At 71.2% G+C, this 14912-nt stretch carries 11 protein-coding genes; 5 read left to right on the forward strand and 6 right to left on the reverse strand.

Annotated features, from left to right (window positions below; translation table 11 throughout):
* Nucleotides 1-41: 41 nt before the first annotated feature.
* Together OG587_RS21910 and OG587_RS21915 are read left to right on the forward strand one after the other, a co-directional pair.
* Nucleotides 42-728, forward strand: coding sequence for a response regulator transcription factor (locus OG587_RS21910; RefSeq protein WP_329093144.1), 687 nt, complete (start codon nt 42-44; stop codon nt 726-728).
* Nucleotides 728-1870: a sensor histidine kinase gene (locus tag OG587_RS21915; protein WP_329093146.1), complete on the forward strand. Its 1143-nt coding sequence runs from the start codon at nt 728-730 to the stop codon at nt 1868-1870. The genes OG587_RS21910 and OG587_RS21915 overlap by 1 nt, the downstream gene beginning before the upstream one ends.
* Here the strand turns inward: OG587_RS21915 and OG587_RS21920 are convergent.
* The 5 genes from OG587_RS21920 to OG587_RS21940 are packed head-to-tail and all read right to left on the reverse strand — an operon-like array spanning nt 1839 to nt 8369.
* A complete protein-coding gene (locus tag OG587_RS21920; protein WP_329093148.1) occupies nt 1839-2150 on the reverse strand; it encodes an AzlD domain-containing protein in 312 nt (103 codons plus the stop codon). The genes OG587_RS21915 and OG587_RS21920 overlap by 32 nt on opposite strands.
* On the reverse strand, nt 2147-2827 hold the full coding sequence (locus OG587_RS21925; RefSeq protein WP_329093150.1) for an AzlC family ABC transporter permease: 681 nt from the start codon (nt 2825-2827) through the stop codon (nt 2147-2149). Before OG587_RS21925 ends, OG587_RS21920 begins: the two co-directional genes overlap by 4 nt.
* 23 nt (nt 2828-2850) lie before the next feature.
* A complete protein-coding gene (locus tag OG587_RS21930) occupies nt 2851-3684 on the reverse strand; it encodes an AraC family transcriptional regulator (protein ID WP_329093152.1) in 834 nt (277 codons plus the stop codon).
* Nucleotides 3681-5654 carry a serine/threonine-protein kinase gene (locus OG587_RS21935; RefSeq protein ID WP_329093154.1) on the reverse strand — a complete coding sequence of 658 codons (1974 nt, stop codon included), beginning with the start codon at nt 5652-5654 and terminating at the stop codon, nt 3681-3683. Before OG587_RS21935 ends, OG587_RS21930 begins: the two co-directional genes overlap by 4 nt.
* Before the next feature lie 45 nt (nt 5655-5699).
* Nucleotides 5700-8369 carry a serine/threonine-protein kinase gene (locus tag OG587_RS21940; RefSeq protein WP_329093156.1) on the reverse strand — a complete coding sequence of 890 codons (2670 nt, stop codon included), beginning with the start codon at nt 8367-8369 and terminating at the stop codon, nt 5700-5702.
* A gap of 336 nt (nt 8370-8705) precedes the next feature.
* Here OG587_RS21940 and OG587_RS21945 point away from each other — a divergent pair, with 336 nt between their 5' ends.
* The 3 genes from OG587_RS21945 (at nt 8706) to OG587_RS21955 (ending at nt 14017) form a co-directional block, all read left to right on the forward strand.
* Nucleotides 8706-9686 carry a chorismate mutase gene (locus tag OG587_RS21945; RefSeq protein WP_329093158.1) on the forward strand — a complete coding sequence of 327 codons (981 nt, stop codon included), beginning with the start codon at nt 8706-8708 and terminating at the stop codon, nt 9684-9686.
* 107 nt (nt 9687-9793) lie between these two features.
* Nucleotides 9794-13315, forward strand: coding sequence for a DNA polymerase III subunit alpha (dnaE, locus tag OG587_RS21950; protein ID WP_329093160.1), 3522 nt, complete (start codon nt 9794-9796; stop codon nt 13313-13315).
* A 228-nt stretch (nt 13316-13543) separates the two neighbouring features.
* On the forward strand, nt 13544-14017 hold the full coding sequence (locus tag OG587_RS21955) for a macro domain-containing protein (RefSeq protein WP_329093162.1): 474 nt from the start codon (nt 13544-13546) through the stop codon (nt 14015-14017).
* Between the two features lie 67 nt (nt 14018-14084).
* Here OG587_RS21955 and OG587_RS21960 read toward each other — a convergent pair whose 3' ends face one another.
* On the reverse strand, nt 14085-14846 hold the full coding sequence (locus OG587_RS21960; protein ID WP_329093164.1) for an SDR family oxidoreductase: 762 nt from the start codon (nt 14844-14846) through the stop codon (nt 14085-14087).
* Nucleotides 14847-14912: the final 66 nt, after the last annotated feature.

Consider the following 14912-nt stretch of genomic DNA (forward strand, 5'->3'; position numbering starts at 1 on the left):
TTCTATGGTCTTTTGAAGATCTTCCGAGTGAGACTTGTCGGGTGAGCCGCATACTGGTCGTAGATGACGAGCCCTATCTCGCCGATCTCGTCGCAACCGCACTTCGCTACGAGGGGTTCGAGACGGCGATCGCCGGGACGGGGGCCGCGGCGGTGTCGCTGGCCGAGACCTTCGGACCCGACCTGATCGTCCTGGACGTGATGCTGCCCGACGTGCTCGGCACGGAGGTCTGCCACCGGATCAGGTCCACGGGCTCCGAGGTGCCCGTGGTCTTCCTCACCGCCCTCGACGCCACCGAAGACAAGATCGGCGGGCTGACCGTGGGAGGTGACGACTACGTCACCAAGCCGTTCAGCCTGGAGGAGCTGATCGCCAGGATCCGCGCCGTGCTGCGCCGGACCCGGCGGACCGGCGCCGAGGGCGGCAGGGTGACCTTCGCCGACCTGGTCATCGAGGAGGACGCCCACGAGGTGTGGCGCAACGGCCGGCGCGTCGACCTCACCCCGACGGAGTTCAAGCTGCTGCGCTTCCTGGCGGCCAACGCGGGCAAGGTCGTCTCCAAGCGGCAGATCCTCGACTACGTGTGGGAGTACGACTTCGGCGGCAACGACGGGGTCGTGCAGACCTACATCAGCTACCTGCGCCGCAAGGTCGACGCGTCACACCCGCCGCTCATCCACACCGTGCCCAGGGTGGGATACGTCCTGCGCCTGCCGAGGGAAGACTGATGTCGCTGCGGACCCGCCTAGTGCTGACCGTCGTGGGCCTGGTCGCCCTGGCGCTCGGGACGGCGGCGGGGGCGACGTTCGGCGCGCTGCAGGACTGGCGCGGCCACAACAGCGCCCGGCTGCTCGCCCTCACCACCCCCGAGGCGCTCGTGGCCGCCTCCGACGAACTGACCGAACGCGTCGCCCTGGTCATGATCGGCTCCTCGGCGTTCGCGCTCGTCTGCCTGACCCTGCTCGCCGCCCACCTGATCCGCCGGGGGCTGCGCCCGCTGGACCGCATCGTCGAGACCGCGGCGGCCATCGGCGAGGGCAACCTGGAGCGCCGCATCGAGGCGGCGCCGGCCACCGGGGAGGTGGGTCGCCTGGGTCACGCGCTCAACCAGATGCTCACCCAGATCGAGGAGGCGTTCCGCGAGAGGGAGGCGTCCGAGGACCGGCTGCGCCGCTTTGTCGCCGACGCCTCCCACGAGCTGCGCACCCCGATCGCCTCCATCCGCGGCTACGCCGAGCTGTTCCGGCGCGGCGCGGACACCCGGCCGGAAGACCTGGCCAAGGCCATGCGCAGGATCGAGGCCGAGGCCACCCGGATGGGCTCCCTGGTCGACGAGATGCTGCTGCTGGCCCGCCTCGACCAGGGCCGTCCCCTGGAGCGCGCCCCGGTGGAGCTGACCGCGCTCGCCGCCGACGCGGTGGCCGACATCCTCGCCATCGAGCCGCTCAGGCCGCTGTCGCTGGAGTGCGACGGACCCGTCGAGGTGCCAGGCGACGCCGCCAGGATCCGCCAGATCGTCGGCAACCTGCTGGCCAACGTGCTCAGCCACACCCCGGAGGGGACCGCGGCGGTCGTCAGGATCCGGGTGGACGACGAGCACGCCGTGGTCGAGGTGGCCGACGAGGGGCCGGGCCTCACCGAGGAGCAGGGCGCCCTGGTCTTCGAGCGTTTCCACCGGGCAGGTCACCCTCGCGAGGGCGCCCGCCAGGGGGGCGCGGGCCTCGGGCTGTCCATCGTCGCCGCCGTCGCCGCCGCGCACGGCGGCGACGCCACGGTGATCTCCCGCCCCGGCGCCGGCGCCACCTTCCGCGTACGGTTCCCGCGCGGCACGGGCGACCTCAGCTCAGGACGTGGCGCAGCGCGGCGGTGACGACGGCCGCCGCGGCGAGGACCACCAGGAACGGGGCGCGCAGCAGCAGTGCCACGACGGCGGCACCCATCCCCGCGGTACGCGGCCAGTCGAGGTGCAGCCCCTGTCCCTCACCGAAGGTCTGCACCGCGATCAACGCCGCCAGCAGGGCCACCGGGACCAGCGTCGCGAAGCGCTGCACCCCCGGGTGGTCGAGGACGCGGCGCGGCGCCGACAGCCCGGCGAGCTTCAGCGCGTAACAGGCGACGCAGGTGACGACGACGGCCCACCAGATGGTCACTTCGGTCTCCTCAGGATCACCGCGAGCACGGCCACGGACGCGAGCAGCACGGGCACGCCCGGCGGGGTGAACGGGGTCGCGGCCAGCGCGACCGCCGCGCCGCCGCCCGCGATCAGGCGCAGCGCGCGGGTCTCGGCGCCGCTCCCGGTGAGCCGGGGCCACAGGATGGCCAGGAATGCCACGGGGCCGACCGCGTCCAGGCCGAACACCGAGGGGTCGGCCACCCAGGAGGTGCCCAGCGCGCCGACCAGGGTGGTGGCGTTCCAGGTCAGATAGAGGCTGGCGAAGGTGACCAGGAACGCGGTCCTGGCCGACTCCTCGTCCGGCTGGGCCAGGGCGACCGCCGTCGTCTCGTCGATCACCCCCTGGGCCGTCAGAGGCCTACGCCATCCCCGGATGTCGAGCACCCCGGCCATGCGGAGGCCGTACAGGCTGTTGCGGGCGCCCAGCAGCATCGCGCCGGCCGTGCCCGCGACCAGGTTGCCGCCGCCCGCGACGACGCCGACCAGGGCGAACTGCGAGGCGCCGGTGAAGGCGAACAGGCTCAGCACGCACGCCTGCGCGACGCTGAGCCCCGCGGTGACCGCCGCGGCGCCGAAGGCCACCCCCGACAGCCCGACGGCGATCCCCACCCCCAGTCCGTCCCTGATCGCGGAGGAGCGAGTGATTGTTTCCATGGAAAGGGAGCTTATGTACGGTTTCAGGCCCCGGTCTTGTACGTTCCTGCGCGCTGGTACGCGGCCGGTGGCACGCCCACCGTCCGCTTGAAGTGCCTGCTCAGGTGGGCCTGGTCGGTGAACCCCACGTCCCCGGCGACCTGCGCGGGAGGCGTGCCCGCCTGGAGCAGCCGCCGGGCCCGGATGATCCGCAGCGTGTTCAGGTAGGCGTGCGGGGGCAGCCCGGTGGCCGCCTTGAAAGCCCGGATCAGGGCGAAGGGGCTCATGCCCACCGCCCGCGCCAGGTCCTCGATCGTGGGCGGGCCGACGAGCCGCTCGTGCAGGATCTCCCGGGCACGCCGCACCGCCGGGTCGTTGTCCCAGCGAGGCGTGCCCGGGGGACGGCGGGAGGCGTGCCGGCTGAGCAGGGCGGCGAAGGCCGTGCGGGCCAGCGTCGAGGAGGCGAGGTCGTCGCCCCCCTCCGCGGCGTCGTGCGCGGCCAGTAGCAGCGCGACGGTGGGCGGGTGATGGACGACGGTCTCGGGGAAACAGGGGGTGCCGGGCCCGGTCATCAGCTCGTCGGCGATGTCGGAGACGAACTCGACCGACGGGTACAGCACCCGGTAGGACCACCCGTCGGGGACGCCCGCGTGGCCGTCGTGGGCCTCCTGGGGGTTGAGCATGGCCAGGCTGCCCGGACCCACGCGGTGGACGGTGCCCCGGTAGGCGAACTCCTCCAGCCCGGACAGGATCATCGCGATCGTGTACCCCTCGTGCGCGTGCGGCGGGAAGCGGTGGGTCACGTATCTGGCCTTGAGGAGTTCCACCCCCGGCAGGGCCGGGGTACGCCAGAAACGCGCCCTCTCCAGGTCGCTCACGGCCGGAAGGTCCTGGTGAACATGTCGAAGAACGAGCGGTCCCACCCGGAGGCCGGGCTCTCCCAGTAGATCGCGTACGGCCTGTCGGCGAGGGTGCGGAAGCCCCGGTCCAGGACGCGCGTGCGGACCCCGTTCTTGAGGTAGGTGAACTCCCAGTCGGCGGCCGGCACCCCCCGGTACACCAGCGGGGTGATGCCGATCCGCCGGTAGCCCGGCCAGACGTTGTCGGCCGTTCCGGCCCGCTCCACCTTCTCCCAGTGCCTGACCGGGTTCGTCTCCGGGTCGTCGGTCGACTCGATCCACAGGACACCGCTCGCGCCGGGGGCGCGGAACTCCACCCTGTCGCGGCCGGAGAACCGCTTGACCTGCCAGTTCCTGGGCACCGCGACGGAGAAGCCCATCGGGTCGCGGTGCAGCCGCCAGCCCCTGGGGACGGTTCTGGCCGGACGCGGCGTCGCCGTCGGGGTCGCCTCCGGGGTGGAGGTCGCCTCCGGCGGCGTGGCGGGGGTGGGGGCGGTGATCGGGGCCGTGGCGTCGGCCCGGTTGTCACCGGTGTCCACCGGAGCGCCCGGATCCCGCAGGACCAGCCACGCGCCGATCCCGACCGTCACCACGAGCGCGGGCACCCCGGCCAGGAGCGCCAGTCGCCCCGCCCTCGCCCGCCGCGCGGGCTCGGCCCCCGTGTCCGTGGTCTGCTCCCGCCCCGGCCAGGAGCCGGGAGGCGGGGGTTCGGAGCCGTACGCCTGCTGCCCGACCTGCCCGACCTGCCCGACCTGCCCGACCTGCGCGTACGGAGGCTGCTCGTGGTGCGCGTAGGCCTGCTGCCCGGGGTGTGTGTACGGGGACTGCCCGGGGTGCGTGTACGGCTCGGGGGGCGTGTGGGGCGTGTACGGAGGCTGCTCCGGCCGCGTGCGCGCCACCGGGGGACGGGACTGCTCGGCGGGCGTGTGCCCGGCCGCGTACGGGGACTGCCCGGGGTGCGTGTGCGCGGCCGGGTGGCGGGGCTGCCCGGGACCGCCCAGGGGATCCCCGTATTCCGGCCGCCACGCGTCCCGCGCCGCGTCCTGAAGCGGCGGCGGGTCGGCACGCGGAGGGTCGGTCTGGAACCCGGGGGAGCCGTACGCCCGCTGCCCGGGACGTGCCGCCCGCCCGGAGGCCGGACCGGAGGAGGAGGCACGGTTGAGCAGGGCCTCGACCTGGTCGGGGACCATCCGGGCGGCGGGGTCCCTGGCCATCAGGCCGAGGATCGCCATCGGCAGGGGACCCGAGTGGGCCATGGGGCTCGGCTCGCCGTGGAGGACCGCCATCATGGTGGCGGCGGCCGTAGCCCGCTCGAACGGGGGGCGGCCCTCCATGGCCGCGTACAGCGTCGCCCCGAGCGACCACAGGTCCGACTCGGGGGTGGCGGGCAGCCCGTGCAACCGCTCGGGGGGCAGGAACGCGGGGGTGCCCACCATCGCGCCCGTACGGGTGATGCCGGTCTCCTGCGTCATGGAGGCGATGCCGAAGTCGGTCAGCACCACCCGGCCGTCGTCGGCCAGCAGCACGTTCTCCGGCTTGACGTCGCGGTGCAGCACCCCCGCGGCGTGCGCGGCCCGCAGCGCGCCCAGCACGTGCAGCCCCACCGTGGCGACCCGCTCGGGCGGGAGCGGCCCGCCCGAGCGGACGATCTCACCCAGCGAGCGGGACCGGACCAGCTGCATCACGATCCAGGGCCGCCCGTCCTCCTCGACCACGTCGTGCACGATGACCACGGAAGGATGGTCGAGGCGCCCCGCGGTCCTGGCCTCGCGGATGGTGCGCCGGTTCAGGTCGGTGCGGGTGGCCTCGTCGACCCCCCGGTGGCGGACCTCCTTGACGGCCACCACCCGGTCGAGGAGCTCGTCGTGGGCGCGCCAGACGATGCCCATGCCGCCCTCGCCGATGTGTTCGAGCAGCCGGTAGCGGCCCGCCACCTTTCTTTCCGCCATCCCCGCCCTCCCAAGCTCACTGACCGCGGGCGGTAGGGCTCCCGCTCACTTTTTCGAGGAGAAGGTCGCGGTGAACCCCTCGAAGAGGTGCATGTTCTTCTTCCAGTCCTTGGCCAGGGTATGCCAGTAAATCGCATACCCCCGGCCGCCCTTGGTGACGAACCCCCGGTTGATCACGCGGACCTTGCCCGAGCTGGTGTTCCAGGTGAACTCCCAGTCGGCGGCCTTCACCATGTACTTGACGTTCGCGATCCTGATCCGGTCGTAGCCGGAGAAGCCGCCCCGGACGACTCTCTCCTGGTTCTCCCAGTCCTTCTTCGGATCGGGGCCCGCCTTGTCGACGTACTCGACGAAGACGAAGCTCGTCCGGTCGGGGCCGCGGAACCACACCTGATTGCCGGGCCGCTTGTCCACGCCCCACCCCTTGGGCAGGCCGATCGAGAAGCCGTTGCTGTCCTTGTGCATCTTCCAGCCGGAGGGGAGGGGGGACTTCTCCTCCGTCTTGGTGGGGCTCGGGCTGGACGACGGGGACGCCGAAGGGGACCCTGACGGGGACGACGGGGACGTTGAGGAGGACGGTGACGTCTCCGGGTCCGGCGAGCCCTCCGGGGTCGTCTCGGTGGCACCGCTCGGGGCGTTCGACGCGCTGGACGCGCCCGCCTCGCCCGGCCTGGCCTGCGGGGTCTCGTCGCCGCTGCGCATGCCGAGCCAGCCGGCGATCCCGCCGACGATCAGCAGCGCGGGCACGAGCACCAGCAGACCCCGCTTCACCCGGGAGGTGTCCGGCCCCCCGGGGGCGAACGTGCCGGTCCCGTGGCCGTGGTCCCCGTAGGAGGGGGCCGGGGGCTCCTCCCGTGCGGCGGGCTCGGCCCTGGAGGCGGAGGCGGGTTCCCGTTCCCCGGCGGGCTCCGGCCTCGGCGCGGGCTCGCGCCCCACGGGCGGGAAGGGGTTGGGACGCGAGACGGGCCTCCGACGCTCGGATCCCGGCTCCGTGGCCGGCGGGGCGTTCTCGCGGCTCGTCCTGGGCGCGACGGGTCTCTTCCCGGCGGCGAGGCCGGCGGACGCGGAGGGCACCGTGCCAGGCTTCGTCTCATGGGCCGGTGCGACGTCGGCGGCGGGCTCGGGTTTCGGGGTGGGCTTCGCGCCGGTGGCGGGTTTCGGTTTGGGCGCGAACCTGGGCAGGACCGGGGGCGCCGCGTCCTCGGGCTCCGGGGCGGGCTCGGGGCTCGGGGCGGGGCCGGTGGCGGGTTTCGGCTTGGGGGCGAACCTGGGCAGGATCGGAGGCGCGGCCTCGGCGGCGGGTTCGGGTTCGGGTTTCGGGGTGGGCTTCGCGCCGGTGGCGGGTTTCGGTTTCGGGGCGAACCTGGGCAGGACCGGAGGCGCGGCCTCGGCGGCGGAGGACGCCGGGGGAGCGGGGGTGGCCTCGCCGGTGGGACGGCTCGCCTTCGAGCCCGCTCCCGCCTCGGGAGCCAGTGCACCCGCTCCGGCGTCCGCGGCGGGTGATCCCGCTCCGGCGTCTGAAGCGGGTGATCCGGCTTCGGCCTCGGGAGGCTGGCCGCCCTTCGCGGCGGACGAGGCCTTCTCCGGTGCCTCCTTCGCCTTCTCCGCTGAACCGGCCGCCGCTGAACCGGCCGCCGAGGGAGCGGGCTTCGCGGGGGCGGGCTTCGGCCGTACGGCTTCGGCCGGTGCCTTCGCGGCGGCCTTGCGCGGCTTCTCGCGGGGCGCGGGAGCGGCCTCGTCCTTGGAGTCCGAGGGTTCCGAGGGTACGGAGTCCAGCTTCGCGCCCGTCTCGGGGACGGCGCCGGGCTGGAAGCGGATCCCGGGATCGGTGTCGTCCCCGGGGTTCACGGCCGGCATGACGGCGGTCCTGGCGGGCCGGTCCCGGTCGCTCTCGCCCTCGGCCACCCTGCGCAGCAGCCGTACGGCCTCCTTGTAGGGCATGCGCAGCGCCGGATCCTTGCGGAGCAGCCCTTCGAGGACGGGAGCCAGCGGCCCGGCGTGGACCGGGGGCTCGGGCTCGTCGTTCAGGATGGCGTGCATGGTCGGCAGCGCCCCGCCCCGGTCGTGCGGGGGCTTGCCCTCGACGGCGGCGTACAGGGTCGCGCCGAGCGACCACAGGTCGGACTCGCGCTGCGCGCTGCCGCCCTTGATGCGCTCCGGCGGGATGAAGGCGGGCGTGCCCGCGATGCCGGTCATGGTCAGCGCGGTCTCGGCCTCGAGCGTGGCGATGCCGAAGTCGGTCAGCACCACCCGGCCGTCGTCGGCCAGCAGCACGTTCTCCGGCTTGACGTCGCGGTGCAGCACCCCCTGGGCGTGGGCGGCGCGCAGCGCCTCCAGCAGCTTGAGGCCGATCTCCGCGACCCGCTGCGGAGGCAGCGGCCCGTCCTGGCGCAGCACCTTGCCGAGGGAGCGCGACTCCACCAGCTGCATGACGATCCAGGGACGCCCGTCCTCCTCGACGACGTCGTGGACGACCACCACGTTCGGGTGCGTCAGGCGCCCGGCCGCACGCGCCTCGCGCTTGGTGCGCCGGTTGAAGTCCTCCTGGCTGTCCTCGCCGAGCATGTCGGCGTAGCGGACCTCCTTGATCGCGACCTCACGGTCGAGGAGCTCGTCGTGGGCTCGCCACACGATGCCCATGCCACCCCGCCCGATGGCTTCGAGCAGCTGGTAGCGGGAGGCGATACGGCGCCCCTCGGGCTGTGCTTCGGCCATCAACCGGCTTACCTCCTTCTGAACCCCCGAATACTCTCATAGCCCGGTAAAGTGATCGACTCACACGCCGTAGAAAAGTCCATATCTTGAGATGCGCTGTCCAGTACGTGGCGGATGTCAGGAAGGTGACCTAGGATTGCCCCCATGACCTGTCACTTCGCGTTTATCGAGCCGGCTCCGGAGAGCCGGTCGTGACGGTGTGAACTAGCGACCAGCCGGAGCCGGCACCAGGCGGAGACGCGAAGTCTCTGCCTTTTTCTCTGTCCGAAGTCCGAAGTCCCTTTCCGAACGGCCGCCGGCTCGCGGGACGCGCGTCGGCCGAACCTGGGGAGTCTCATGTCGTCCACCGCACAGTGCACGGTACACACGGAACGCGCGGCGGTGCGGCTGGGCGCGCTCACGGTGGGGACCGGGCCGGCCGTGGTGATCGGCGGGCCCGGCGCGGACGCCCACTGGATCAGCCTGCGAGACCGCCGCGGGGAAGTCTCCGCGGCCGAGTCCATCGCGGCGGCCCGCGCCCGGGGGGCGGGACCGGTCCTGGTGGAGCCGTCCTCGGCGGGAGACCTGCCGCTGATCGCCGAGAGGGCCGACGGCACGGTGGTCGGCGCGGCCTGGATGCGGGACTCCGGGCTGGTGCGCGCCGCCGCCGGGCTCGGCCTGCCGGTGCTTCTCCAGCGCCACCCCTCCGCGACGCTGGAGGAGTGGCTGGCGATCGCCGGCCGCTGCGTGGCGGAGGGCAACGGCAGGGTCGTGCTCTGCGAGAGCGGCGGCCGTGCCCCCCTCGGCGCGGCCACTCCCGACCTGGCCCTGATGCGCGCCGCGCGCGAGAGATCGAACCATCCCGTCCTGGCCGGGCTCGGCGCCGACCCCGCGCTGGCCTCCGCCGCGGTCGCCGCCGGTGCCGACGGCCTGCTGCTGGACCCCTCCTCCAGCGAGCGGGACGCGCTGGCCGTGCGCGAGGCCGTGAAGATCGTCGGTGCCCTCACCCGCAGGGAGACCCCCGACTCGGTCGTCGCCGCCCGGGAGGCCATCGACCGCGTCGACGCCGCCCTCGCCGTCCTCCTGGAACGCCGCGCCGAACTGGCCGGGACCATCCAGCGCCTCAAGCCCGTCGGAGGCTTCGCCGGTCGCGACGCCGACCGCGAGCGCAGCCTGGTCGCCGAGATGGCCCGCCGCGCCCCCGTCCTGGGCGAGGCCAGGCTCGGCCCCATCATGAACGCCGTCATCGAGGCGGGTCTCCACCTCGCCGAGGAACGCCGGTCCGCGTCTCGGGAGCGGGGCGCGGAGACACCCGGGACCGAGGCGTCCCCGGAGTGAGGGGGAGCCCGAACGGGAGGTGACCCGAAGCGCATGAGTCACTTTCGAAACTCAGATTTGGATACGCTTTCCTCGCCGACGGTGCGACTAGGGGAGGACGGGGCCGCATGTCAGACTCGTTTGTGCATCTGCACGTTCACACGGAATACTCCATGCTGGATGGAGCCGCCCGTTTGAAGCAGATGTTCAAACAGGTCGGTGACCTGGGCATGCCCGCCATCGCGATCACCGACCACGGCAACATGCACGGCGCCTACGACTTCTACAAGCAGGCGACCGGGGCCGGGATCAAGCCGATCATCGGCATCGAGGCCTACGTCGCCCCCGCCTCCCGGCACCAGAAGAAGCCGGTGCTGTGGGGCGAGCCGCACCAGAAGCGCGACGACGTCTCGGCGGGTGGCTACTACACCCACATGACCATCTGGGCGAAGAACGCCACCGGCCTGGGCAACCTGATGAAGCTCTCCTCGCGCGCCTACACCGAGGGCTTCGTCCGCAAGTGGGCCCGGATGGACGCCGAGATCCTCGCCGAGCACTCCGAGGGCCTGATGGCCACCACCGGCTGCCCGTCGGGTGAGGTGCAGACCCGCCTGCGCCTGGGCCAGTACGACGAGGCGGTCGCGGCGGCGGCCAGGTTCCAGGACCTGTTCGGCAAGGACAACTACTACCTGGAGATCATGGACCACGGGCTCGACATCGAGCGCCGGGTCCGCGACGGCCTGACCCGCATCTCACATGAGCTGAACATCCCGCCGCTGGTCACCAACGACTCCCACTACACCTACGAGTCGGACGCGACCTCGCACGACGCGCTCCTGTGCATCCAGACCGGCAAGCAGCTGTCCGACCCCGACCGCTTCCGCTTCGACGGCAGCGGCTACTACATCAAGAACGCCGACGAGATGCGCGCCGTCGACTCCTCGGACCTGTGGGCCGAGGGCTGCCGCAACACCCTGCTGGTCGCCGAGAAGGTCGACCCGAGCGGCATGTTCGGCTTCAAGAACCTGATGCCCATCTACCCCCTGCCCGACGGGGAGACCGAGGAGAGCTGGTTCCGCAAGGAGATCTGGTCGGGCATGGAGCGGCGCTTCCCCGAGGGCGTCGACGAGGAGCACCGCGCGCAGATCGAGTTCGAGATGAACGTCATCCTGCAGATGGGGTTCCCCTCCTACTTCCTCGTGGTCGCCGACTTCATCATGTGGGCCAAGAACAACGGCATCCGGGTCGGTCCCGGGCGAGGCTCGGCCGCGGGCTCGCTGGCCGCGTACGCGCTGGGCATCACCGACCTCGACCCGCTGCCGCACGGGCTGATCTTCGAGCGGTTCCTCAACCCCGACCGCGTCTCCATGCCCGACGTCGACATCGACTTCGACGAGCGCAGGCGCGGTGACGTGATCCGCTACGTGACGGAGAAGTACGGCGCCGACAAGGTCGCCATGATCGCCACCTTCGGCACCATCAAGGCGAAGGCCGCCATCAAGGACGCCGCTCGCGTCCTCGGGCACCCGTACGCGCTGGGCGACAAGGTCTCCAAGGCGTTCCCGCCCGCGGTGATGGGCAAGGACATCCCGCTGTCGGGCATCTTCGACAAGGACCACCCGCGCTACAACGAGGCCGGTGAGCTGCGCAGGCTGTACGAGGAGGACGTCGACGTCAAGTCGGCGATGGACCTGGGCAGGGGCCTGGAGGGCCTGATCCGGCAGACCGGCGTGCACGCCGCCGGGGTCATCATGTCGTCGGAGGTGCTGACCGACTACATCCCGATCATGCGCCGCGACTCCGACGGTGTGATCATCACGCAGTTCGACTACCCGACCTGCGAGACGCTCGGCCTGCTGAAGATGGACTTCCTGGGCCTGCGCAACCTCACGATCATCGACGACTGCCTGAAGATGATCGAGGCCAACACCGGTGAGGCCATCGACCTGCTCAAGCTGCCGCTGGACAACTCCGACGCCTACGCGTTGCTGGCCCGCGGCGACACCCTGGGCGTGTTCCAGGTCGACGGCGGTGGCATGCGGTCGCTGCTGCGGCTGATGAAGCCCGACAACTTCGAGGACATCTCCGCGGCGCTCGCGCTGTACCGGCCCGGCCCGATGGGCGCCAACTCCCACACCAACTACGCGCTGCGCAAGAACGGCCAGCAGGAGATCACCCCGATCCACGCGGAGCTGGAAGAGCCCCTCCAGGAGATCCTCGGCACGACGTACGGCCTGATCGTCTACCAGGAGCAGGTCATGGCCATCGCGCAGAAGGTCGCCGGGTTCTCGCTCGGCAAGGCCGACCTGCTGCGCCGCGCGATGGGCAAGAAGAAGAAGTCGGAGCTGGACAAGCAGTACGAGTCCTTCGAGCAAGGCATGAAGGACAACGGCTACTCGGCGGCGGCGATCAAGTCCCTCTGGGACATCCTGCTGCCCTTCTCCGACTACGCCTTCAACAAGGCGCACACCGCAGCCTACGGCCTGGTCTGCTACTGGACCGCCTATCTCAAGGCCAACTACCCGGCCGAGTACATGGCCGGGCTGCTCACCTCGGTCAAGGACGACAAGGACAAGTCGGCCCTCTACCTCAACGAGTGCCGTCGCATGGGCATCAAGGTGCTGCCGCCGGACGTCAACGACTCCGACTTCGACTTCACCCCGCGCGGCACCGACGTCCGGTTCGGCCTGTCGGCCATCCGCAACGTCGGCGGCAACGTGGTCGACGGGATCATCGCCGCGCGCCGGGAGAAGAGCCGCTTCGCCGACTTCAAGGACTTCCTGCGCAAGGTTCCCATGGTGGTCTGCAACAAGCGGGTCATCGAGTCGCTGGTCAAGGCCGGCGCCTTCGACTCCTTCGGACACGTGCGCAAGGGTCTGGTGATGGTCCACGAGCAGGCCGTCGACAGCATCATCGGGATCAAGAAGAACGAGGCCCAGGGGCAGGACTCCCTGTTCGGCGCCATCGAGGGCGCGGAGGACCAGACCTTCGACGTGCAGATCCCGCTGGGCGAGTGGGACAAGAACACCCTGCTGCAGTTCGAGCGGGAGATGCTCGGCCTGTACGTCTCCGACCACCCGCTCTTCGGCGTGGAGCACATCCTCGCCTCCGGCGCGGACTGCACCGTCGCCGCGCTGCAGGACGAGCACCGCCCCGACGGCCAGGTCGTCACCGTCGGCGGCATCCTGAGCGGCCTGCAGCGCAAGGTCACCAAGAAGGGCGACACCTGGGTCCTGACCCAGCTGGAGGACCTGGAGGGCGCGATCGAGGTGATGATCTTCCCTTCGGCGTACCAGCTCTGCGCGACGGTGCTCGCCGAGGACGCCATCGTGTTCGTCAAGGGCCGCCTGGACAAGCGCGAGGACGTCGGGAAGATCATCGCCATGGAGGTGACGGCCCCCGACCTGACCCGCGAGGCCGGTGGCCCGCTGGCCGTCAGCCTCGCCCTGGCCCGCTGCACCCCGCCGGTGGTCGGCCGCCTCAAGGAGGTGCTGATCGCGCACCCCGGCACCACCGAGGTGCACCTACAGGTCCACAACGGCCCGAAGACCACCATCGTGCGCCTCGCCGACCGCCTGCGCGTCTCGCCCTCCCCGGCCCTGATGGGTGACCTGAAGCAGCTCCTCGGCCCCGCCTGCCTCGGGGCCTGACGGTCAACGGCGGCCTGCGCTTCCGCGCGTCTCGAAGATGATCGGAACAGCTTCGGATCTCAACGGGAACCCGTCATGTCATCGCCGATGGGTGTTCTGCGGCGTGGACACCTGATCCGTTGACCGGGCCGCTCGTCTGCTCTGCCGAGTGGGTGGCCCTGCCTTTTCACTGCAGAGTTGGACGAAGATGAGCTCAGCGGCGGCCGTAACCAGAAAAGGTGTCCCAGCATGATCTCGTACGTGACAGGCGACGCCACCGTCCCTGTCGGCAGCAGTCCGAAGATCATCGCGCATGTCTGTAACGATGCCGGTGGCTGGGGGCGCGGCTTCGTCGTCGCGCTCTCTCGGCGCTGGCCCGCACCGGAGGCCGCCTACCGAGCCTGGTATCGCCAGAATGACGGGTTCGCGCTGGGCGCCGTGCGACTGGTCCAGGTCGATGAGGGCCTGTGGGTCGCCAACATGATCGCCCAGCACGGTGTCCGCGCCACCAAGGCGGGCCCACCCATCCGCTATCAGGCCGTGAACCGTTGTCTGGAGACCCTCGCCGACCATGCCGTCGAGCTTGACGCCGGCGTTCACATGCCTCGCATCGGATGTGGTCTGGCAGGCGGCACCTGGGACCGAATCGAGCCGATCATCACCGATTGCCTGGTAAAACGCGACGTTGAGGTCACTGTTTACGATCTGGACGATCACCGGTGATTTGTTGAATCCGGATGTGGAGGTTGAGGGCGTGTCCGGCTTCGACCGCGGTCCTTTCTGCCGGACTTCAGCGAGACATCGCGCCTTCACCCCGGTCGAGCCAGTCGCGGTAGCGGATCTCTCCCAGGGAGGCGCCGTCATCGGGCACCAGCGTGCGCTCGTCCGGCACGCTGCCGAAGTAGCGCGCCTGCGGGTCGGTGACCACCTCGCGCGGGTCGCCCCAGGCGGTCAAGGCCTTCCGGAAGAACTCATCCATCCTGAACTGCTCGGGCCCGCCGACCTCCACCCTGCCGTTCAGCGGAGATCCCACCGCGACCCGGCCGACCGCCCGGGCGACGTCATCGCCCGCGATGGGCTGGAAGAGCACGGGCGCCATCCGCACCTGGTCGCCGTCCGTGGCCTCGTCGGCGATGCGCCGGACGAACTCGAAGAACTGGGTGGCGTGCACGAGCGAGAACGGGATCGACGACTCCGCGATCAACTCCTCCTGAGCGATCTTCGCCCGGAAGTAGGCGTTCCCGGGCGGCCGCTCCGTACCCACCACCGACAGCGCGACGTGGTGGCCGACGCCGGCCTGCGCCTCCGCAGCGAGCAGGTTGCGGGTGGAGGTCGTGAAGAACTCCATTACGGCGGCCTCCTCGAAGGAGGGGGAGTTCGACACGTCGATCACCACCTGCGCGTCCTTGAGCACCTCGGCCAGCCCTTCGCCGGTGAGGGTGTTGACGCCGGTGTTCGGCGACGCCGCCACGGCCTCGTGACCGTGCTCCCCCAGCTTCGTCACGAGCTTCGACCCGATGAGACCGGTCCCGCCGATTACCACGATCTTCATGGTGAACCCTTCTGTCCGCCGGGGCACTCGCTCGCCCTCGGTCTCCAGCTAAGACAGGACAGCCCT

Origin of the sequence: Streptosporangium sp. NBC_01469, from assembly GCF_036227305.1 — a bacterium.
GTDB lineage: Bacteria > Actinomycetota > Actinomycetes > Streptosporangiales > Streptosporangiaceae > Streptosporangium.

Excerpts from the sequence above, each read along its gene's own strand:
- dnaE (WP_329093160.1), top strand. The coding sequence starts at position 9,794 with ATGTCAGACTCGTTTGTGCATCTGCACGTTCACACGGAATACTCCATG.
- OG587_RS21925 (WP_329093150.1), bottom strand. The coding sequence starts at position 2,827 with ATGGAAACAATCACTCGCTCCTCCGCGATCAGGGACGGACTGGGGGTG.
- OG587_RS21955 (WP_329093162.1), top strand. The coding sequence starts at position 13,544 with ATGATCTCGTACGTGACAGGCGACGCCACCGTCCCTGTCGGCAGCAGT.
- OG587_RS21935 (WP_329093154.1), bottom strand. The coding sequence starts at position 5,654 with ATGGCGGAAAGAAAGGTGGCGGGCCGCTACCGGCTGCTCGAACACATC.
- OG587_RS21915 (WP_329093146.1), top strand. The coding sequence starts at position 728 with ATGTCGCTGCGGACCCGCCTAGTGCTGACCGTCGTGGGCCTGGTCGCC.
- OG587_RS21945 (WP_329093158.1), top strand. The coding sequence starts at position 8,706 with ATGTCGTCCACCGCACAGTGCACGGTACACACGGAACGCGCGGCGGTG.
- OG587_RS21940 (WP_329093156.1), bottom strand. The coding sequence starts at position 8,369 with ATGGCCGAAGCACAGCCCGAGGGGCGCCGTATCGCCTCCCGCTACCAG.
- OG587_RS21960 (WP_329093164.1), bottom strand. The coding sequence starts at position 14,846 with ATGAAGATCGTGGTAATCGGCGGGACCGGTCTCATCGGGTCGAAGCTC.